The organism is Nocardia sp. NPDC050630 (assembly GCF_044457245.1).
GTDB lineage: Bacteria > Actinomycetota > Actinomycetes > Mycobacteriales > Mycobacteriaceae > Nocardia.
Genome location: NZ_JBITGN010000002.1, coordinates 129365 through 144443, shown reverse-complemented (window position 1 = coordinate 144443; position 15079 = coordinate 129365). Strand labels below are relative to the sequence as shown.

Below are 15079 nucleotides of genomic sequence, written 5' to 3'. Positions count from 1 at the left end.
AATGAGTGGTGCGCCTGCGGAGTCCACGCCCGAGGCCCGGGTACTGGTGGTGGACGACGAACCCATGATCGTGGAGCTGCTGTCGGTGAGCCTGCGTTATCAGGGGTTCGCGGTCGACACTGCGATCGACGGGGCACAGGCACTGGACAAGGCGCGCACCTTCCGACCGCAGGCGCTGATCGTCGATGTGATGATGCCCGGCATGGACGGCTTCGGGCTGCTGCGCCGACTGCGCGCCGACGGCATCGACGCGCCGGTGCTGTTCCTGACCGCGCGCGACGACGTGCAGGACAAGGTCGCCGGACTCACCCTCGGCGCCGACGACTACATCACCAAACCGTTCAGCCTCGAGGAAGTGGTGGCCCGGCTGCGAGTTGTCTTGCGCCGGTTCGGGCATACCGCACCGCAGCGCGAGAGTTCGCGAATTCGGTTCGAGGACATCGAACTCGACGATGACACGCACGAGGTGTGGAAGGCGGGCGTGCCGGTTGCGTTGTCGCCCACCGAATTCACCCTGCTGCGGTATTTCATGGTCAATGCCGGGACGGTGTTGAGTAAGCCGCGCATCCTGGATCATGTGTGGCGCTACGACTTCGGGGGTGAGGTCGGCGTGGTCGAAACGTATGTCTCGTATCTGCGTAAGAAGGTCGACACGGGCGATCAGCGTTTGATTCACACGTTGCGTGGCGTTGGCTATGTGATGCGCGCGCCGAATCGCATGCGCCAGTCCGAGAAATGATCACCTCTCGAATCGAACGGACCCGTCGCAAACTGGCCCGCGCTACTTCGGCGATTCCGCTGCGGGTGACGCTGGTGCTCGCGCTGGTGCTGCTCTGCGCGCTCGGACTGTTCGCCTCGGGCATGGTCGTCACCTCGGCGCTGGAGAATTCGCTGCTGCACCGCACCGATCAGCAGCTTCGCGATGCGGTGATGGCGTGGTCGCGGCCGCGGCCGCCGACTCCTTCGAATCCGCCGCATCCGTCGAGCACCTTCTATGTCCGCATCGAGCCGACCCCCGGCGGCAACGGCACCGTTTATCTCGAGACCAGGCCGTTCAATGAGGAGGCCGAACCCGAGTTGCCACGGTTGACCGATACGCGGCCGAGCACGGATCCGCCGGGCAGCAAGGTACTCACCAAACCGGTGACCATCGGTTCCAAGAACGGCTCGACGGTCAAATGGCGGACCATGACGGCGGTTTCGCCCGATACGACGACGACGGTCGCGATACCGCTCACTGAGAATATCGACACTGCCAATCGACTGATCATGTTGCAGCTCATGGTCGGCGCCGCGGTGCTCGGCGCGCTGGCGGTGCTCGCCTACTTCGTAATCCGACGCAGTCTGCGGCCGCTGCGCGCGGTCGAGAAGACCGCCGCCGCCATTGCCGCCGGGGATCTGCATCGCCGAGTTCCGGTGCGCGGCACTAATACCGAGGTCGACCGGCTGTCCCAATCGCTCAACGGCATGCTCGCCCAGATCCAGCGGGCCTTCGCCGCGACAGAAGCGTCCGAGTCGGCGGCCCGGCGCTCCGAGGCGAAGATGCGTCGCTTCATCGCCGATGCGAGTCATGAGCTGCGCACCCCACTAACCACCATCAGTGGCTTCGCGGAACTGTACCGGCAGGGCGCGACCGCGGATCCGGCCATGTTCATGGACCGCATCGAACACGAGGCCCAGCGCATGGGCCTGCTCGTCGAGGATCTGTTGATGCTGGCCCGATTGGATGCGCAGCGCCCATTGGAACGGGGGCAGGTCGACTTGCTCGCCCTTGCCAGCGACGCCGTGCACAGCGCCCGCGCCGTCGCCGCGGCCAATAGCGATGACGGTCCGCACCGCGCTGTCGAACTGGAGATCCGTTCAGGCACAGGGACATTGGAAGTGGTCGGCGACGAAGCGCGACTGCGTCAGATACTTGCCAACCTGCTGAACAACGCCCTCACACATACTCCGCCAGACGCCGACGTCACGGTCCGGCTGACCCCAACCGAAGACGAGGTCCTGCTCGAAGTCGCCGATACCGGTCAGGGACTACCGCCCGAGGAAGCCGACCGCATATTCGAACGCTTCTACCGCACCGACACCTCCCGCACCCGCGCCAGCGGCGGCACCGGCCTCGGCCTGTCCATCGTCCAAGCCCTGGTCGACGCCCACAACGGCACAGTGAGTGTCGAAAGCGCCGAGGGCGAAGGCACCACCTTCACCGTCCGCCTCCCCCGCGAAAATCGCTGAGCGACCGCACTGCCGACGGCCAAGGGCAGTCCGATCACGACGACATACCAGCACGATCCATTCGCCGCTCATCGGATCTCGGTGTCTTCGACCGACACCGGCTCTTTGTCGATCGACGCGCGCATCGCCGCCGCGATCGCCGAAATCATGTCGGTGTCGGGTTCGGCGAACTCGACTTGCCCGGATGCGGCGACCGTCTGCGAGGCTTTCCGCGACACCTATACGGCCTGGTCGACCCACCCGGCGCACCGCAGCGACGCCTGATCAATCGGGAACGTTGGATCCGTAGCCCAGGTCGCGGAGGGCGGACTTGATTTTGGTTTGGGCTTCGTCGAGGGATTCGGGGGTGGGGTGGGGGTTGGCGCCGGAGATGTCGAAGTTGCCCATGGTGAAGGCGGGGAAGACGTGGACGTGCAGGTGGGGGACTTCCAGGCCGGCGATGAGTAGGCCGGCGCGCGGGGCGTCCCAGGCCTGGCGGACCGCTCGGCCGATCTTCTGGGCGACGCCGTTGAGCCGCGCGAAGGTGTCGGCGTCGACGTCCTGCCACTGATCGATCTCCTTGCGGGGGACCACCAGTGTGTGCCCTTGCGTCACCGGGGCGATGGTGAGGAATGCGACGAATTCGTCGTCCTCCCAGACGAAACGGCCCGGCAGCTGGCCCTCGATGATCGCGCTGAAAACAGAAGCCATGCACCGCAGGCTACGCCGAGCGCTCCCGCAGGTCTGCTCACCCACCGCCAGATCAATGCTCGGGCGCCGCGGATCGAGACAACGAACGGCATCTCGGAGGCGGCCTTCGTCACCATCGGTGGCATCGAGCCAGTTTCTCGAATTGCTGCTGACCTGGTCCAGGTGATCACCCGTGGGTCAGTGGTCAGGCGACGTAGTGGGACAGGATGCTCTGCACTTCGTAGATGTCGACCTGGCGGTTGAATCGCTTCTGCACCGGTTCGTGGGTGCCGGAGATCCAGATGCAGAGTTCGGCATCGAGGTCGAAGGTGCCCGCGGTTTCCACCGAGAAGTGGGTGATGGCGCGGTAGGGGATGCTGTGATAGCTCACCTTGCGGCCGGTGACACCCTGCTTGTCGACCAGGATGAGCCGCCTGTTGGTGAACAGAATCGCATCACGGACAAGGAGATAAGCGGCATAGACCTGTTCACCGCCGCCCATCAGTCTCGCGTATTCCTCTTGCGCCTTACCGGGATCGATCCGCCCGGCATTGCCCATCAGTCCGTCGATCAGACCCATAGACTCCCCCGCCTCTCCGCGTATTTGCCGGTCGTCCGGTGCCTCGATACCCACAATACGGGCCGGCGGTAACCGGGCGGTCGGCTTTTGGGCGTGCCCCATGTGCTTACGAAATCGGTCATCGCTTACCCGCCCCCAGTGGTTATCGGGGTGGGCCGCGGCAGTAATCGGTATCGCCCTGCCGGGATCGGCGGGTGTGCGGTGTACGGCCGATGAACCCCGAGTATCGGGTGCACGGACTACTGGTCGGGGCGAGTTCGGCACACCCTAAGCTGTTGCCCGTGCGCGTACTCGTTATCGGTTCCGGAGCCCGTGAACATGCCCTCGTCCTGGCCCTGCGCCGGGACCCCGCGGTGACCGCGTTGTTCGCGGCGCCGGGCAATGCGGGTATCGCCCAGTGCGCGCAGGTCAGAGCGGTCGATCAGTCCTCCGCGGAGGCGGTTGTCGCCCTGGCAACCGAGCTGGACGCCGACCTGGTGGTGATCGGACCCGAGGTGCCGCTGGTGCTCGGCGTCGCCGATGCGGTCCGGGCCGCGGGTATCGCGTGCTTCGGTCCGTCGGCCGCGGCCGCGCGCATCGAGGGTTCGAAGGCCTTCGCCAAGGACGTCATGACCGCCGCCGGGGTCCGCACCGCGCACAGCGAGATCGTGGACAACCCCGCTGAACTCGACGCGGCACTGGACCGGTTCGGCCCGACCTGGGTGGTCAAGGATGACGGCCTGGCCGCGGGCAAGGGTGTGGTGGTGACCGCCGACCGGCTTGCGGCCCGCGACCACGGTGCCGAACTGCTCGAGCAGGGCCATCCGGTGCTGCTGGAATCCTTCTTGGACGGGCCAGAGGTTTCGCTGTTCTGTCTGGTCGACGGCGAGACCGTGGTGCCGTTGCTGCCCGCGCAGGACCACAAGCGCGTCGGCGACGGTGATACCGGGCCGAATACCGGTGGTATGGGCGCGTACACCCCGCTGCCGTGGTTGCCGCAGGAGACGGTCACCGCGATCGTCGAGGATGTCGTGCAGCCCGTCGCGGCGGAATTGGTGCGGCGTGGCTGCGGTTTCTCGGGCCTGCTCTACGCGGGTCTGGCGATCGGTGCCGACGGACCCGCCGTCGTCGAATTCAATTGTCGCTTCGGCGATCCGGAGACCCAGGCCGTGCTCGCGCTGCTGGAGAGTCCGCTCGGCGAGTTGCTGAACGCCACCGCGACCGGCACGCTCGCCGAGGTCGCCGCGCCGCGTTGGCGCGACGGTTCGGCCGTCACGGTGGTAATCGCCGCCGAGAACTACCCGGGTCACCCCCGCGTCGGTGATGTGATCACCGGAGCGGACGAGGGCACTACCGACGACTCGTCCGCTGTGCTGCACGCGGGAACCGCACTGCGCGAGGACGGGGCGCTGGTCTCCGCGGGCGGTCGTGTGCTCAGCGTCGTCGGCATCGGCGCGGATCTTGCCGACGCCCGCACGCACGCCTACGACCGCATCGCCTCGATCAAGCTGCCAGGCAGCCACTTCCGCACCGACATCGGCCTCGCCGCAGTCGAGGATCGCATTAGCGTTTGACGTATATGACTCGCACTGGTGACCCAACGGAGTGAGTTATACGAGTGGCCCGTCTCGCGTGCGAGTCGTCGAAGCGTATGCGCCGCGCGCTCGGGATTCGACCTTTGAGCATGCGTGCCTGAGGTGTTGAACGCCCCGCCCGCACTGACCACCACGGAGCGAGTCTTACGAGCGACCCGTTCGCGGTCCGTCTCGCGTCCGAGCCGTCGAAGCGCATGCGCCGAAGGCGCGAGTCTCGACGGCTCGGACGCGAGACACTAGGGGGCCGCGAACACGCCGCGCCGCAGGCGCGGCCATTAAACACTGAGTCCGTGCAGTGCCAACCACTGCTGTGGGTCGACGTGTTGTCCGTTGACAATCACCTCGAAGTGCAGATGCGGCCCCGTGGAATCACCGCGGTTACCCATGCGGGCGATCTGCATCCCCGCCGGGACACGTTCGCCGACGGAGACGAAGAAGTCGTACATATGCCCGTAGACGGTGATGCTGCCGTCATCGTGCCGGATCCGCACCCATAGCCCGAAGCCTTGCGCGGGACCCGCATCGATGACGGTCCCGCTGGCGACGGCATAAATCGGTGTGCCGATCGGTCCTGCTATATCGATGCCGTTGTGGAAAGTGCCCCAGCGCGAGCCGAATCCGGACGTGAAGGTGCCGCGCGCCGGCAAAACCATGCCGGTGATGCCGGGCAGCACCGACCCGGCGGTGGTCGGCGCGCTGCCCGCCATCCACGGCTGATATTCACCGGACACGGCCGCGGCCGCCTCGGCCTTGGCGCGTTCCAGCGTCGCGCGGGCCGCGGCCGCGACGACCTCCTGCTCACGGATGCGCTCACCGTTGGCAATGGCGTTCAGATAGCGCTTCACCGACGGCGGTGTCGACTGCATCTGCTGTGGATAGGCGAAGGCGACGCGTTGGGTCTCGTCCGGGCTCGGGGTGCGATCCGTGACGCCCCAATCGAACGAGGAATCGGCGGCGGCGAATACCGCGGTGACACAGACTCCGACGATCAGAATCCGGTGCTTGCGCACTAACGCGCGGTAGTCGAGTTTGGGCCGGTCCTCCCACAGTGCACGCAGGTCGGGCGGTGGTTGCCGACGCAGCCAGACCAGGCCTTGCTTGCACTCGCCGAGCACTTCACGCGCCCGCCCGCCCAACTCGGACTCGCGCCGCTTGCGCAACTCGGCACGCCAATCGGGGGGAATGACACCGATGCCACCCACCCCGGGTACTCGGTCCAGCCGCGCCCGGCGAGCCTTGTCAAGCATTAACGCCGACCATAACCCGTGCCGCATGCCGCGCACCTGCCGAACCGCGCGGTGGGTCGCATTTCGATACCTGTCGACGAAAGCCGAGCATCGGCGCCCACCCGATGTTCGGGAAGGTCTACCGTACGTCGGGTGTCCAGAGAATCTCGCCGGTCGACCATTCCACCTTTCTACGTGATGGATGTCTGGAAAGCTGCCGCGGAAAGGGCCAGGACGCACGGCGATGTGCTGGTGCTGGCGGCCGGGCAGCCCTCGACGCCAGCACCCACACCGGTGCTGCGCGCGACGAAGACGGCGATCGATTCCGAATTGCTCGGTTACACAGAGACATTCGGCGTGCTGCCGCTGCGCGAAGCGATTGCCGAACACCACCGCGATACCTACGGATACGCCGTCGAGCCCGATGACGTCGTGGTGACGACCGGATCGTCCGGCGCGTTCACCCTCATCTTCCTGGCCGCATTCGATGCCGGGGATACCGTCGTGGTGGCCAGGCCCGGATATCCGGCCTACCGCAACACCCTGACCGCGCTGGGTTGTCGTGTGGTCGAACTCGATTGCGGTGCCCAGACCCGATTCCAGCCGACGGTCGCCATGCTGGAAGCGCTCCCGCAACCGCCCGCGGGCCTTATCGTGGCCAGTCCGGCCAACCCGACCGGCACCATGATCGATCCGGCTGAACTCGCCGCACTGGCCCGCTGGTGCGATGCGCACGGCACCCTACTGATCTCCGACGAGATCTACCACGGCATCACCTACCAGGGCGTCAGCGTCGGCCGGACGTCATCGTCCTGGGAGACCTCGCGCGAATCCGTGGTCATCGGTTCGGTCTCGAAGTACTTTTCGATGACCGGCTGGCGGCTCGGCTGGATGCTGGCGCCGACCGGTTTGCGGCCCGCGCTGCAGCGGCTGGCGTCGAATATGACCGTGTGTCCACCCGCGGTCTCGCAGTTCGCGGCGCTGCACGCCTTCGGCGCCGAGGCCAAGGAGGAACTCGACGGCCACGTCCGCCGCTACGCGGTGAATCGGCAACTGCTGCTGGAGGGTCTGCCGAAACTCGGCATCACCGAGCTGGCTCCGGCCGACGGCGCCTTCTACGCCTACGCCGATATCGGCCATCTCACCGATGATTCCCGCAAATGGTGTGCCGAGGTGCTCGATCACACCGGAGTCGCCCTCGCGCCCGGAATCGACTTCGATACCGCGGCGGGGCACCGGACGGTACGGTTCTCCTTTGCCGGAGCTACCGCCGACATCGAGGCGGCACTCGTTCGGCTGGGTCACTACCTGCGTTGTTGATCATCCTGTCCGACAACGAGTTTGCACAGTTCGACACCCTGAACGAGCAGATGCGGTAAAACAACGATGGCTGGGTTTTCACTCTCTGGGTTTCCTCTCTGATTTCGCACGGATGAACTGATGATGACTGGCACGATGGCACGGTGATAACCGCGACGACCCCGAAAGGCGAACGGCGTCGCCAGGCTTTGGTAGCGGCCGCCGCCGAGTTGTTACTCGAAGGCGGATTCGATGCGGTGCGGCATCGCTCGGTCGCGACGCGCGCCGACCTTCCGCTGGCGTCGACGACGTATTACTTCGAGTCGCTCGATGATTTGATCGCGCGCGCGGTCGAATTCAGCGGCAATGTGGAACTGGACGCGATGCGGCGTCGGGTCGGCGAGGTGAGCCACCGCAGACGCGGCGCGGAGGCGACCGTCGATCTGGTGTTGGACCTGTTGGTGGGGTCGGACGGAAACGACGAGGGCGCACGCGGACAGCTCATCGCACGCTATGAACGTTCGGTGGCCTCGGCGCGGCATCCGGAACTGCGTGAAGTACAGCTGCGACTGCGGGCGCAGCTGGACGAGCTGCTCGCCGATGTGTTGCGCCGCTCCGATCGGGCGGTCCGGCCCGAGCAGTTGCGCAGGATGGTCGCGGTGGTCGACGGTGCCGTGGTCGCGGCGCTGAGCGAAATGGACCCGGAGCCAAGGCGAATGGCGCGCGGGGCATTGCTCGAGGTCATCGATATCGTCGCGCCCCCGGTGCGAGCGTCAGGCCCGGAGGCGGTAGCTCGCGTAACCACGGAGGGCCCGCTCGCACCACATCAGATACAGACGCCGCAGCAGGTCGACAGGTTTCGGACACTAGACTGACAAGACGTGAGAGAGCGCAGCGAGCGAACCAAAGGTACAGCGCCTAGGCGTACGACGGAGCCGAGCGCCAGCGAGGCACAGTCGTGAGCCTCGTCCCGAACGTCCTTGCCACTCGATACGCCAGCCCCGAGTTGGTGCATCTCTGGTCGCCCGAGAACAAGATCGTGCTCGAGCGGCGGCTGTGGCTGGAGGTGTTGCGGGCGCAGTCCGAACTCGGCATCGACCTGCCTGCGGGTGTCATCGACGATTACGAGCGGGTCATCGATCAGGTGGATCCGGCCTCGATCGCCGAGCGTGAGCGGGTCACCCGCCATGACGTGAAGGCGCGCATCGAGGAATTCAACGCGCTGGCCGGGCATGAGCATGTGCACAAGGGCATGACCAGCCGCGATCTCACCGAGAATGTCGAGCAGCTGCAGATCCGGCTCTCGCTCGAGCATGTGCATGCGCACGGTGTCGCGGTGGTGGCGCGGCTGGCCGAGCGGGCCGCCGAGTACCACACGCTGGTTATGGCGGGCCGTTCGCACAATGTCGCAGCCCAGGCCACCACGCTCGGCAAGCGGTTCGCCTCCGCCGCCGACGAGCTGCTCATCGCGCTGACCCGCCTGCGTGAGCTCATCGACCGCTACCCGCTGCGCGGTATCAAGGGCCCGATGGGCACCGCGCAGGACATGCTCGACCTGCTCGGCGGCGATTCGGCCAAGCTGGCGACGCTGGAGCAACAGGTCGCGCGGCATCTCGGCTTCGCGAATGTGCTGACCAGTGTCGGACAGGTGTATCCGCGCTCGCTCGATCACGATGTGCTGTCGGCGCTCGTTCAGGTCGGTGCGGGTCCGTCGTCGTTCGCGCACACCATTCGCCTGATGGCGGGCCATGAGCTGGTCACCGAGGGCTTCCAGCCCGGGCAGGTCGGCAGCTCCGCCATGCCGCACAAGATGAACACCCGCTCCTGCGAGCGCGTCAACGGCCTGCAGGTGGTGCTGCGCGGTTACGCCTCGATGGCCGCCGAACTCGCTGGCGCGCAATGGAATGAGGGCGATGTGTTCTGCTCGGTAGTGCGTCGGGTCGCGCTGCCGGACGCCTTCTTCGCCATCGACGGCATGATCGAAACCTTCCTCACCGTGCTCACCGAATTCGGCGCCTACCCCGCCGTCATCGCTCGCGAACTCGACCGCTACCTGCCCTTCCTCGCCACCACCCGCATGCTCATCGCCGCCGTGCGCGCCGGTGTCGGCCGCGAGACCGCCCATGAGGTCATCAAGGAACACGCGGTAGCCGTCGCCCTCGCCATGCGCGAGCAGGGCCGTGAACCCGATCTGCTGGACCGCCTAGCCGCCGACTCCCGCTTCCCGTTGAATCGCGCCGAATTGGATGCCGCCCTGGCCGACAAGTCCGCCTTCATCGGCGCGGCGGAAGCTCAGATTTCGGATGTGGTGGCCGCCGTCCAGAAGCTCGTTGACCGGTACCCGGACGCCGCTCGCTACACCCCGTCCCCGATCCTCTAGCCGACCGGCCATAGTGGTCCAGTGAATCCGTACACGATCTTCGGGGACATTGTGGCTGGGCGGGCCGAGGCCAGCCGGGTGTATGAGGACGATGATGTGCGGAACGTCTCGGGCACGCTCGGGGACATGATCGGCCGCTCATCGTGTGCGGTGCTCCAGCACCTCGAGCGGGCTCGGAAAGAGGGCATGTTGACGTCGGTTCCCGGTCGCGCAGGTGGGCGGGTTACGGAAAAGGCGGCACAGATCCTCCAACGGACCGTGCCGAACACGCCGGGGCAGTAACTTTGCCGGAGCCCTCGAGTTTTCAGGCAACGAGGGCTCCAGCCCGTTCACTGACGACGCTCGGCCACCACCCGAAACTCCTCGGCGTACGGCCCTGTGACTTCGAACGTGACCGTTGCCGGTTCCGCCGCGTCACCATCAGACCCCGGGCCACCTGGGACGATGGACCTTGCAAGGTCTCGAAGTCCGTCAAGCGTCAATGCGTCGAAACCTCGTTGTTTCCAATGGTATTCGAGCGGTGAGGGTGGAGCGTCGGCCGTATCGAGCAGTGCGAGCAACAGATCCTCCCAGCAAATCACGTCCCCATGCCCTTGCTCTGCTGCTATCTCGGCGGCGCGGCGCAACGCAGCGATGACGCTGGCGTTTGCCCCAGTGATCGTGGTTACCGACTGGTGTTCGGCCATGGCCGACACCTTATCGGCCGTAGCGGCTATTGCCGCTGGACTCGAATATTTCCCACCCGTTGTATTCGCGGCCTCCGACGCACCAAATCCGGATGGTCTTCCCCGGTGTCGGACACATCACCTTGTCCTCCCTGGTCACCGGTTGCTCAGCGCAGCGGACCACTATCCCGCCCGACTGCTCGCACATTTCGATCGTGATTGCCGATGCTGGGGAGGTCACCAGCACCAGCACGGCAGTAGCGGCTGCAACGACGAAGGCAAGTCGCGAAATGTTGTACCGCAAGGGATTTCCTCATTCCTTGTGCCTGACCAGCCGGGAGCCGATCAGTACTCCCGTGACGGGCCGGGCTTCATCGCGCCCGTGTCCTCGCGTTCGATCCGTTCGCGGATTTCCCTGACGGTGCGGTCCTTCGGAATCCGTTCCGGCCACACGATCACTGCGACCATCACCACAAGCGGCAGGCCGAAGCACACGACCCACCCGAGCGCGATCACGGCAGGTCTCGGAGCAGTCGCAGCACCGTGGCGCACGTCTCTGCGTCGGCTGCCTCGACAGGGCTATTCGGCGGGGCTATCTGCGCAGCACCCGGAACCCGTTGCGGTAGTAGATGATCGGCTGGAGTCAGCAACTCCAGGTACACACCGCCGGAATCGTCGTCTCCGTAGTCGGTGACCTCCAACACTCCACCTGGGAACACGAACAATCGTGTTGGCTTGTCGGTATCCATCTCGACTCGACTCCTGTAGTCGGCTGTTGGTAGGCACCCCGTGACCGGTACGGCGTCACATGCCACGGGGGCCGATTTAGACGGTATGGGCGGACCCGGGACGCTAGAACTGCGCGAAGGACGTTTCGCCGGACACTTCAAAGCGCCGAAACGTCCCGGTATCGTTTCGGTATGAGTCACCGCCTCCAGTCGGCGATGTTGCGAGCACAGATCGACTCCGCCGCACTCGCGAAGACGGTCAAGGTAGATGTGAAGACCGTGAACCGATGGCTAGCGGGTCGAGTGCCGCACAAACGAACTCGCGCCGCTGTGGCGAGCGCGCTCGGCGAATCGGAGTCGAGCCTGTGGCCTGCGACTCGTCCGGACATCAGCGCGGGCGCTCCTGCCACAGCCGAAGTCATCGGGGCGTACGCACACCGGGCCGACGTGCCTAACGAAGTGTGGACATCGTTGCTGCTGAGTGCGACTCAGCGAATCGACATCATCGGTTATGCCTACCCGTTCGTCCTTGAACTGTTGCCTGATGCCGCTGATCTGATCGCGGAAAAGTGCCGCAACGGCGCGAGTGTTCGGCTGGCCTTCGCGGACCCGGAGTCCGCACACGTAGCCGAGCGTGACGCGCTCGAGCAGATGCAAGGGACATTGCCGGGACGGATACGAAACGCGCTGAGCATGATCGGCAGCCTTGCCGAGACTCCCGGGTGCCGAATCGGGCTACACACGACGCATTTGTACAACTCGGTGTTCAGGTTCGATGACCTGATGTTGGTGACGCCGTACCTGGTTCGAGCGAGGGGCTATCAGCACTCCGCGCTCTACCTCCGAAAGCTTTCCCCTTACGGGCTGTTCGCATCGTTCGAAGACCAATTCGAACAGATTTGGGGAACCGTAATCCCGTACCTGCAAGAGGTGAACTCCGATGGGCTCACGGCGTGACTACTACCGAGATCCCAACGCACCTCGGCCGAACAGCTTGGTTCCCGGAGGTTCGGCACTGGTAGTCGATGAACACGGCGCGATACTCATGCAGCGCCGCAGCGACTCCGGGAACTGGTCGTTCCCCGGAGGAATCATGGAGATCGGAGAGACGCTAGAACAGTGCGTGATCCGTGAGACCAAGGAGGAATCCGGACTGGATATCGAGATCACCGGGATCCTCGGTATCTATACCGACCCTCAGCACGTGATCGCTTACGCAGACGGCGAGGTCCGCCAAGAGTTCAACATCACGTTCTACGGCAGGGTGATCGGTGGCCGTATCGAAGTCAGTTCCGAGTCAACGGAAGTTAAATTCCTGCGGCTAGAAGAACTCGAGACACTGCCGGTACACCAGACGGTTCGGCTCCGGTTGCAGCACCACGCCGAACAACGCTCAACTCCGTATCTGGGATGAGACGCACAACGCGAACACTTAATCGAAAGGCGCTCGAAACTCTTGCCGCGCAGTCGGTAACCGGCAAGGCTGCCCGCGCGCGGGTCGGTGCCGCGCTGGACCGGTGGCGCGACAAGTCCCCGGAATGACGAACCGGGGGCCTATCGGCTTGATTACCCGTACACAACGGCAGAGGTCATCGAGGAACACAACCCATACACGATGGCCAAAATGTTTGTCACCAACGATTTTCGAGCATCGGGCCGAGGGCGTGCCCGCCGACAAGGTGTAGATGCAGGTGGTGGACCTCCTGACCGCCGTGGCGGTTACAGTTCGAGATCAGCCGGTAGCCGTCGCCCTCGCCATGCGCGAGCAGGGCCGTGAACCCGATCTGCTGGACCGCCTGGCCGCCGACTCCCGCTTTCCGTTGAATCGCGCCGAATTGGATGCCGCCCTGGCCGACAAGTCCGCCTTCATCGGCGCGGCGGAAGCTCAGATTTCGGATGTGGTGGCCGCCGTCCAGAAGCTCGTTGACCGGTACCCGGACGCCGCTCGCTACACCCCGTCCCCGATCCTCTAGCCGACCGGCCATAGTGGTCCAGTGAATCCGTACACGATCTTCGGGGACATTGTGGCTGGGCGGGCCGAGGCCAGCCGGGTGTATGAGGACGATGATGTGGTGGCGTTCATGGACATTCGGCCCATGACGCCCGGACATCTATTGGTGGTGCCGAAGATTGCGGCGCGCAATTTGGCGGAGCTGGATCCGGTGGTCGGCGGGAAGTTGTTCCAGGTGGCGCAGAAGCTAGCGGGCGCGCTGCGGGCCAGCGAGGTGGCGTGTGATGGAGTCAACTTCTTCTTGGCCGATGGTGTGACCGCAGGGCAGGAAGTGTTCCATGTGCACCTGCATGTCATCCCGCGAACACCGGGCGACGGATTCGGATTACGTGGGCGCCCGACCAGTCCGCACCGCGCTGACCTGGATTATCTGGCGAGTTCGATCCGCGGCGCGCTCGATCGCTGAGCCGGGCGGATTGCCGGTCAGCGTCCGACATTCTCGCCATGGGCGGGTCGAGCGCACGGGCATGGCGCGATCCTGCTCGAACACCTGAAGCTGGATGCCCTGCACCTGGACATCCGGCCTGGTGACCGCATGCTGTGGACCACAACCACCGCGAGGACCGTCTGGAACTGTCTGGTCAGCGCCATGCTGGTGAAAGCCAGCATGGCGCTGACGGACCAACCGCGGCGACAATCGGGTGAATATGTGGGGGCTTCTCGGAGCCTGAGGTCAGGCCCGCAGCACGCGGACGATGGCGAAGACCACGACGAGCGCGGCCAGGAATGCCGTGCCGAGGATGACGATGCCCGCGGGCACGCCGAACAGTTCCACAGCCTCGGTTCGGTGGATCGTCTGGTAGACCTCCGCATCGCTGTCATCGGTTTCGAAGGCGAAGTCGGAGCGGATATCCGCCGGGGTATCGATCGAAATCCGCAGTTCGGTCAGGTAGTTGCGGCCATTCGCGGTCACCGACGCGAGTTCTGGATCCGATGTGGCAACTCGTCCTGCGAAGTCGACGTGCACACTTTGGGCGGCGGCATCGGGATCGGACCGGCGCACACGATGCTCGCTCAGCGCGTAAAGGTGCACGTACTGGGCCTGCCCAGCGGCGCTCGACATGCGCATCGGATACACGAACCGATCCGAATCGAAGGTCAGACGCACCGGATCTATTGCGCCATCGAGTGGTTGGGCGCTGGTGAGGCGCATTGCCACGAAGGACCAGCCCTCGCGCAGATACGGCTCGAGCGTACTGACCACCTCGGGACGCATCTCGTAGCCATTGTCGCTCAGCCACTTTCGAATGCCGTCCAGATTGCCGCCGGACAGCGTGGTTGCTTCGATCGGGCCGAGCCGCACGCGATCGAGGACGGTCGGGCCGCCCCCGGCGGCAGCCAGCGCCCCCTCGCCCGCGGTGTCGCCGGAACTCGAGAACCATCGTCGCTCAGTCACAATCTTGGGCGCGGTCAAGTTCGCCAGTTCGGTAAACGTCGCCGCGGAGCCGCCCGCGACGGTCGCCGGTTTCGGTGTCGGCACGATCAGCGCCGCCTGGTCGGTACCGGATTTCAGCGCGAGCCGCATGAGTACCGTCTCGCGCTGTCCGTCCCAGCTGACCAGCCCCGTCTCTTCGCGCACCGACGCCGGATGCCCGGCCGGATTGGCGACCGCACCGCACGCGCATGCGGAAGCCGGTGCGAACGCACCGATTCCGGCCGTGGCGAACAGCATCCCCATGACGGCCAGCAGGCGATTTGCGATTGTGGCGCGCATG

20 protein-coding genes and 1 pseudogene are annotated in these 15079 nt (G+C 65.3%); 13 read left to right on the top strand and 8 right to left on the bottom strand.

What is annotated here, in order from left to right:
- Position 1: 1 nt before the first annotated feature.
- From ACIBG0_RS08095 to ACIBG0_RS08085, 3 genes are all read left to right on the top strand, one after another.
- Positions 2 to 739 carry a response regulator transcription factor gene (locus ACIBG0_RS08095; protein WP_397030492.1) on the top strand — a complete coding sequence of 246 codons (738 nt, stop codon included), beginning with the start codon at positions 2 to 4 and terminating at the stop codon, positions 737 to 739.
- The gene (locus tag ACIBG0_RS08090) at positions 736 to 2232 is read left to right on the top strand and encodes a sensor histidine kinase (protein ID WP_397030490.1); all 1497 of its coding nucleotides are present in this window, start codon (positions 736 to 738) and stop codon (positions 2230 to 2232) included. Before ACIBG0_RS08095 ends, ACIBG0_RS08090 begins: the two co-directional genes overlap by 4 nt.
- Before the next feature lie 81 nt (positions 2233 to 2313).
- Positions 2314 to 2496 (top strand): hypothetical protein, encoded by a 183-nt coding sequence (locus tag ACIBG0_RS08085; protein ID WP_397030489.1) that lies wholly within the window; start codon positions 2314 to 2316, stop codon positions 2494 to 2496.
- Here the strand turns inward: ACIBG0_RS08085 and ACIBG0_RS08080 are convergent, their stop codons facing one another.
- Positions 2497 to 2922: an HIT family protein gene (locus ACIBG0_RS08080; RefSeq protein WP_397030488.1), complete on the bottom strand. Its 426-nt coding sequence runs from the start codon at positions 2920 to 2922 to the stop codon at positions 2497 to 2499. It abuts the gene before it with no gap.
- 184 nt (positions 2923 to 3106) lie between these two features.
- Positions 3107 to 3481: a PH domain-containing protein gene (locus ACIBG0_RS08075; protein ID WP_397030486.1), complete on the bottom strand. Its 375-nt coding sequence runs from the start codon at positions 3479 to 3481 to the stop codon at positions 3107 to 3109.
- A 281-nt stretch (positions 3482 to 3762) separates the two neighbouring features.
- Between ACIBG0_RS08075 and purD the strand changes: the two genes are divergently transcribed.
- Entirely contained in the window at positions 3763 to 5034 is a 1272-nt protein-coding gene (gene purD / locus ACIBG0_RS08070; RefSeq protein ID WP_397031169.1) for a phosphoribosylamine--glycine ligase, read from the top strand.
- A 296-nt stretch (positions 5035 to 5330) separates the two neighbouring features.
- Here the strand turns inward: purD and ACIBG0_RS08065 are convergent, their stop codons facing one another.
- Complete coding sequence (locus ACIBG0_RS08065; RefSeq protein WP_397030484.1) at positions 5331 to 6302, bottom strand: M23 family metallopeptidase; 972 nt, start codon at positions 6300 to 6302, stop codon at positions 5331 to 5333.
- A gap of 132 nt (positions 6303 to 6434) precedes the next feature.
- Here ACIBG0_RS08065 and ACIBG0_RS08060 point away from each other — a divergent pair, with 132 nt between their 5' ends.
- The 4 genes from ACIBG0_RS08060 (at position 6435) to ACIBG0_RS08045 (ending at position 10242) form a co-directional block, all read left to right on the top strand.
- Positions 6435 to 7601, top strand: a complete 1167-nt coding sequence (locus ACIBG0_RS08060; protein ID WP_397030482.1) for a pyridoxal phosphate-dependent aminotransferase — start codon at positions 6435 to 6437, stop codon at positions 7599 to 7601.
- Between the two features lie 143 nt (positions 7602 to 7744).
- On the top strand, positions 7745 to 8455 hold the full coding sequence (locus ACIBG0_RS08055; RefSeq protein ID WP_397030480.1) for a TetR/AcrR family transcriptional regulator: 711 nt from the start codon (positions 7745 to 7747) through the stop codon (positions 8453 to 8455).
- A gap of 83 nt (positions 8456 to 8538) precedes the next feature.
- Entirely contained in the window at positions 8539 to 9960 is a 1422-nt protein-coding gene (gene purB, locus ACIBG0_RS08050) for an adenylosuccinate lyase (protein ID WP_397030478.1), read from the top strand.
- A 21-nt stretch (positions 9961 to 9981) separates the two neighbouring features.
- A complete protein-coding gene (locus tag ACIBG0_RS08045; RefSeq protein ID WP_397030476.1) occupies positions 9982 to 10242 on the top strand; it encodes a hypothetical protein in 261 nt (86 codons plus the stop codon).
- 47 nt (positions 10243 to 10289) lie between these two features.
- On the opposite strand, the gene ACIBG0_RS08040 is transcribed toward ACIBG0_RS08045, so the two are convergent.
- From ACIBG0_RS08040 to ACIBG0_RS08030, 3 genes are all read right to left on the bottom strand, one after another.
- Positions 10290 to 10646 (bottom strand): hypothetical protein, encoded by a 357-nt coding sequence (locus tag ACIBG0_RS08040; RefSeq protein WP_397030474.1) that lies wholly within the window; start codon positions 10644 to 10646, stop codon positions 10290 to 10292.
- Positions 10647 to 10970: 324 nt separating this feature from the next.
- Positions 10971 to 11141, bottom strand: coding sequence for a hypothetical protein (locus ACIBG0_RS08035; RefSeq protein WP_397030472.1), 171 nt, complete (start codon positions 11139 to 11141; stop codon positions 10971 to 10973).
- Positions 11138 to 11374 carry a hypothetical protein gene (locus ACIBG0_RS08030; RefSeq protein ID WP_397030470.1) on the bottom strand — a complete coding sequence of 79 codons (237 nt, stop codon included), beginning with the start codon at positions 11372 to 11374 and terminating at the stop codon, positions 11138 to 11140. The genes ACIBG0_RS08035 and ACIBG0_RS08030 overlap by 4 nt, the downstream gene beginning before the upstream one ends.
- A 171-nt stretch (positions 11375 to 11545) precedes the next feature.
- On the opposite strand from ACIBG0_RS08030, the gene ACIBG0_RS08025 reads away from it, so the two are divergent.
- From ACIBG0_RS08025 to ACIBG0_RS08015, 3 genes are read left to right on the top strand one after another with little or no spacing between them, the layout of a single operon-like run.
- Complete coding sequence (locus ACIBG0_RS08025; RefSeq protein WP_397030468.1) at positions 11546 to 12310, top strand: hypothetical protein; 765 nt, start codon at positions 11546 to 11548, stop codon at positions 12308 to 12310.
- Complete coding sequence (locus ACIBG0_RS08020) at positions 12294 to 12767, top strand: NUDIX domain-containing protein (RefSeq protein WP_397030466.1); 474 nt, start codon at positions 12294 to 12296, stop codon at positions 12765 to 12767. The genes ACIBG0_RS08025 and ACIBG0_RS08020 overlap by 17 nt, the downstream gene beginning before the upstream one ends.
- On the top strand, positions 12764 to 12895 hold the full coding sequence (locus tag ACIBG0_RS08015) for a hypothetical protein (protein WP_397030464.1): 132 nt from the start codon (positions 12764 to 12766) through the stop codon (positions 12893 to 12895). The genes ACIBG0_RS08020 and ACIBG0_RS08015 overlap by 4 nt, the downstream gene beginning before the upstream one ends.
- An 89-nt stretch (positions 12896 to 12984) precedes the next feature.
- Here the strand turns inward: ACIBG0_RS08015 and ACIBG0_RS08010 are convergent, their stop codons facing one another.
- Positions 12985 to 13086, bottom strand: a complete 102-nt coding sequence (locus ACIBG0_RS08010; RefSeq protein WP_397031167.1) for a hypothetical protein — start codon at positions 13084 to 13086, stop codon at positions 12985 to 12987.
- Between the two features lie 3 nt (positions 13087 to 13089).
- Here ACIBG0_RS08010 and ACIBG0_RS08005 point away from each other — a divergent pair.
- Positions 13090 to 13326: pseudogene (locus ACIBG0_RS08005) on the top strand (adenylosuccinate lyase); the annotation flags it as partial.
- A gap of 21 nt (positions 13327 to 13347) precedes the next feature.
- Entirely contained in the window at positions 13348 to 13770 is a 423-nt protein-coding gene (locus tag ACIBG0_RS08000) for an HIT family protein (protein WP_397030462.1), read from the top strand.
- Positions 13771 to 14037: 267 nt separating this feature from the next.
- On the opposite strand, the gene ACIBG0_RS07995 is transcribed toward ACIBG0_RS08000, so the two are convergent.
- Positions 14038 to 15078: a DUF2330 domain-containing protein gene (locus tag ACIBG0_RS07995; protein ID WP_397030460.1), complete on the bottom strand. Its 1041-nt coding sequence runs from the start codon at positions 15076 to 15078 to the stop codon at positions 14038 to 14040.
- Position 15079: the final 1 nt, after the last annotated feature.

Excerpts from the sequence above, each read along its gene's own strand:
- ACIBG0_RS07995 (WP_397030460.1), bottom strand. The coding sequence starts at position 15,078 with ATGCGCGCCACAATCGCAAATCGCCTGCTGGCCGTCATGGGGATGCTG.
- ACIBG0_RS08065 (WP_397030484.1), bottom strand. The coding sequence starts at position 6,302 with ATGCTTGACAAGGCTCGCCGGGCGCGGCTGGACCGAGTACCCGGGGTG.
- ACIBG0_RS08040 (WP_397030474.1), bottom strand. The coding sequence starts at position 10,646 with ATGGCCGAACACCAGTCGGTAACCACGATCACTGGGGCAAACGCCAGC.
- ACIBG0_RS08080 (WP_397030488.1), bottom strand. The coding sequence starts at position 2,922 with ATGGCTTCTGTTTTCAGCGCGATCATCGAGGGCCAGCTGCCGGGCCGT.
- ACIBG0_RS08095 (WP_397030492.1), top strand. The coding sequence starts at position 2 with ATGAGTGGTGCGCCTGCGGAGTCCACGCCCGAGGCCCGGGTACTGGTG.
- ACIBG0_RS08015 (WP_397030464.1), top strand. The coding sequence starts at position 12,764 with ATGAGACGCACAACGCGAACACTTAATCGAAAGGCGCTCGAAACTCTT.
- ACIBG0_RS08025 (WP_397030468.1), top strand. The coding sequence starts at position 11,546 with ATGAGTCACCGCCTCCAGTCGGCGATGTTGCGAGCACAGATCGACTCC.
- ACIBG0_RS08030 (WP_397030470.1), bottom strand. The coding sequence starts at position 11,374 with ATGGATACCGACAAGCCAACACGATTGTTCGTGTTCCCAGGTGGAGTG.
- ACIBG0_RS08020 (WP_397030466.1), top strand. The coding sequence starts at position 12,294 with ATGGGCTCACGGCGTGACTACTACCGAGATCCCAACGCACCTCGGCCG.
- ACIBG0_RS08090 (WP_397030490.1), top strand. The coding sequence starts at position 736 with ATGATCACCTCTCGAATCGAACGGACCCGTCGCAAACTGGCCCGCGCT.
- ACIBG0_RS08075 (WP_397030486.1), bottom strand. The coding sequence starts at position 3,481 with ATGGGTCTGATCGACGGACTGATGGGCAATGCCGGGCGGATCGATCCC.